The organism is Devosia insulae DS-56 (assembly GCF_000970465.2).
Classification (GTDB): Bacteria; Pseudomonadota; Alphaproteobacteria; order Rhizobiales; family Devosiaceae; genus Devosia_A; species Devosia_A insulae.
Window position 1 is genome coordinate 1 of the sequence record NZ_LAJE02000302.1, and the last position, 3,305, is coordinate 3,305.

The window sequence follows — 3,305 nt, forward strand, 5'->3', positions numbered from 1 at the left end:
ATCCGGCGCTACAATCCGGGGTTCACACTCGGTGATGCCTATGTCAGCGCCAATGTGACGATCGGCGATCTCTACGCACATCGCTCCGGCTTGCCCGACCATGCAGGGGACGCGATGGAGGAGCTGGGCTTTGGGCGCGATGCCATCCTGGCGCGGCTCGAGCAACTGCCGCTGACGGCGTTTCGCGCCTCGTACGCCTATACCAACTACGGGATGAGCGCGGCGGGGTTCGCCGTGGCCGCAAACACCGGCAAGGACTGGGCGACGCTGTCCGAGGAGCGGCTCTACACCCCGCTCGGGATGACGCGGACCAGCTCGCGCTTCGCGGATTTCGAGGCCCGGGACAACCGGGCGCTGGGGCATGTGAAAGAAGCCGACCGCTATGTGGTCGGGCCGGAGCGCGATTTTGTCGGCGAGCAGCATTGGTCGGGCGCTTACGACACCGACATCCAGGCGCCCTCGGGCGGGGTCAGTTCGTCGGCCAACGACCTGGCGCGCTGGATGCTGTTCGTTCTCGCCAATGGCAAATATCCCGATGGCGCCAGCATCCCGGGCGAAGCCTGGTTTCCGATGCTGACGCCGCAGGCAAAGCTCTATCAGCCCAAGGCGCCGGGCGAGCAGGCGGCCTGGTACGGCTACGGCTTCTTCATCAACACCAGCGCCGGCACCACCACGCTCAGCCATGGCGGAGCCTTCGCCTGGGGCGCCTCGACCTATTTCAGCATCATCCCCGCGGCCGATACCGGCATCGTGGTGCTGACCAATGCCTGGCCGACCGGGGTGGCCGAGGCGCTGAGCATGCAGTTCAACGATATCGTCCTCACCGGCAAGCCGCAGGCAGACTGGTGGCAGATCTATTCGAGCGCCATGGCCGGCGCCTTCGCGCCGCAGGGCCGTTACGCAGGGGCGCGGCCCACTGAGGGGCGTGCGGCGAAGCCACTGGCCGACTATGCCGGAACCTACGAGAGCCCCTATCTCGGCGTCGCTGAAGTCAGCATCGTCGGCGATGGACTGCAGCTGACGCTCGGCGCTGCGGGCCAGCAGAGCTATCCGCTGACGCACCGCGATGCCGACAGCTTCAGCTTCATCCCCCTCAACGACGCAGCGCCGCCGGGTTCGGTGTCAGCCGCCGATTTCACCGCTGAGAGGCTACGGCTCGAGCATTTCGACCATGACGGGCTGGGGCTGTTCAGCCGGGTACCTTGACGCGGTCCGCGGCGGATCGCGGGCTCATGCCTGGGGCTTCACCTTGCCGGCGGCGAGATAGGCGGCTTCGACCAGGGCGAAGGTCTTGAGGTTATCCTCGGCACTGGTGGCGGCCGGGCGTCCGGCACGCAGGGCCTCGAGCATGTGGCGGTTGGTGGCGAGCACGCTTTCCTGCGCCACGTGCCAGGGCCGCTCGGCCCAGGGCAGCACTGCCGGGTCCTCGTCGAGCACTTCCATCCGGCCATTGATGGTGACTTCGACCTTGTTGCCGATGCGCGAGACGATGGCGCCCTTGTCGCCCTCCACCTCGATCAGCGTTTCGGGGAAACTGTCGGGCAGGCGGCGCGAGCCATAGGTGCATTCGACCACTGACACAGCGCCTGAGGTGTGGCGCAGCAGCATGGTGGCGGTGTCCTCGCCCCTGGCCTTGGGGTTGCGGCGCTGCAGTTCGGCGGTCGAATGCTCGACCTCGCCCAGAAGTACCCGCGCCACATCGAGCACGTGGACACCCAGGTCGATCAGCACGAAGCGCTGCTGCTCGGCGAGATAGGGCTGGCCGGCATAGATGTCGTAGCCGGTGCGAAAGCTGACGCGGGCCCAGGTCGGCGTGCCGATGGCGCCGGAACGGACGATTTCGGCGATGCGGCGCAGCGGTTTCTGGAAGCGGAAATTCTCGTGCACGGCGAGGAAGGTGTTCTGCGCCCTGGCCGCCGCCACCATCTCGCGCACCTCGGCGATGTCCTGGCCGAACGGCTTCTGGATGATGGTCGGCACCCCGTGGCTCAGCGCCAGTTTGACTAGCGGCAGGTGGCTCTGCATCTGCGTTGCGATATCGACCAGACCGAGCTGCTCGGCGCGGAACATCACCGCCGCATCGGTGTACCAGCGGGGCACGCCGAACTTTTCCGCCGCGGCGCGGGCGCGTTCCGGGTCCACGTCGCAGACGGCGACGATGTCGACGCCCTCCGGCTTCAGGTCCTGCCAGGCATTGAGATGGTTCTGCGCGAAGAAGCCGCAGCCGATCATTCCCAGCGCAACGCGTTCAGCCATTGCCGCCTCCCGGGCGGTTACTTCGTCGGCAGCCACTGCTTGGGGATCTTGCAGACCATGGTGTAGGCCGGGTCGTAGACGTTGCCGACCTCGTAGCGCACCACCTGGCCCATCAGGTGGCTGGCCGCGGTCTTACTGAGCCCGTACTCGGTGCAGAGCCAGTTGAACATGTCACTGGTGGCGTGCTGCAGCGCCTGGTCGAGCGGCCGGGCATTGCCGACCGAGAAGATCTCGGTGGCGCTTTCGCCACGCGGCCACACCAGTTTCCTACCCTTTTCGACAGTCAGCCGCACCTCGACCTCGTAGCTGGTCTCGATGCCGGTGCCGACGATCTCGCCATCGCCCTGCACGGCGTGGCAATCGCCGAGAAAGAACAGCGCGCCCTCGACCGCTACCGGGAACCACACTGTCGCGCCCGGGCCGAAGCCGCGATAATCCATGTTGCCGCCGTTCTCGGCGCTGGTGGCGGTGGAAAAGGCCTGACCCATCGACGGCGCCACGCCAAAGCAGCCGATCATCGGCTCGAGCGGCAAGACGAAATGTTCGAGCCCCTTCACCGGCGGCTGCAGCTGAGCGGTGCCGGCCTGCCGGTCGATCGACCAGGTGACGGTCTCGCGCGACGGCAGGTCGCGCACCGATTCCGGATCGACGACATTGCCGGCCAGCGACGAGCGGGTCCAGCCGGTGGCGCGGTTCGGCGTCATGCGGAGGATTTCGACCTTCAGCGCGTCGCCCGGCGCGGCGCCCTCGATGAAAATCGGCCCGTTCATCGGGTTCGGGCCGGGCTGGCGCTGCACCGCATCCTTATCGAAGCCCCAGGCATCGAGCGTCTCGGTGATCACGGTATCGCCCGAGGCGACGGTGAAAGCAGCGGGGCGCGTGCCCAGCACATTGTGCCATTCGGTGGCAACGAAGCGATGCGTGGTCATTGGGGCGGTTCTCCTCGGCGGGATAGGGGTAGCGGGCGCGGGGAGGGTTGTCACTCATCCATCAGCAGGATTGGGTGTGTGGCACGGCGGTGCAAATTGCGCCCCCTCGCCCCTCTGGGG

At 66.9% G+C, this 3,305-nt stretch carries 3 protein-coding genes; 1 reads left to right on the forward strand and 2 read right to left on the reverse strand.

Features of this window, described 5'->3' with window-relative positions:
- Positions 1-1,206, forward strand: a 1,206-nt coding sequence (locus VW23_RS21200) for a serine hydrolase (protein WP_069911499.1), incomplete at its 5' end; no start/stop codon positions are given.
- 24 nt (positions 1,207-1,230) lie between these two features.
- Here the strand turns inward: VW23_RS21200 and VW23_RS21205 are convergent.
- Entirely contained in the window at positions 1,231-2,256 is a 1,026-nt protein-coding gene (locus VW23_RS21205; protein WP_069911500.1) for a Gfo/Idh/MocA family protein, read from the reverse strand.
- Between the two features lie 17 nt (positions 2,257-2,273).
- Positions 2,274-3,185: an acetamidase/formamidase family protein gene (locus tag VW23_RS21210; protein ID WP_069911501.1), complete on the reverse strand. Its 912-nt coding sequence runs from the start codon at positions 3,183-3,185 to the stop codon at positions 2,274-2,276.
- Positions 3,186-3,305: the final 120 nt, after the last annotated feature.

Bases quoted from the DNA above. Each gene is read 5' to 3' on its own strand.
- VW23_RS21205 (WP_069911500.1), bottom strand. From the start codon at position 2,256: ATGGCTGAACGCGTTGCGCTGGGAATGATCGGCTGCGGCTTCTTCGCG.
- VW23_RS21210 (WP_069911501.1), bottom strand. From the start codon at position 3,185: ATGACCACGCATCGCTTCGTTGCCACCGAATGGCACAATGTGCTGGGC.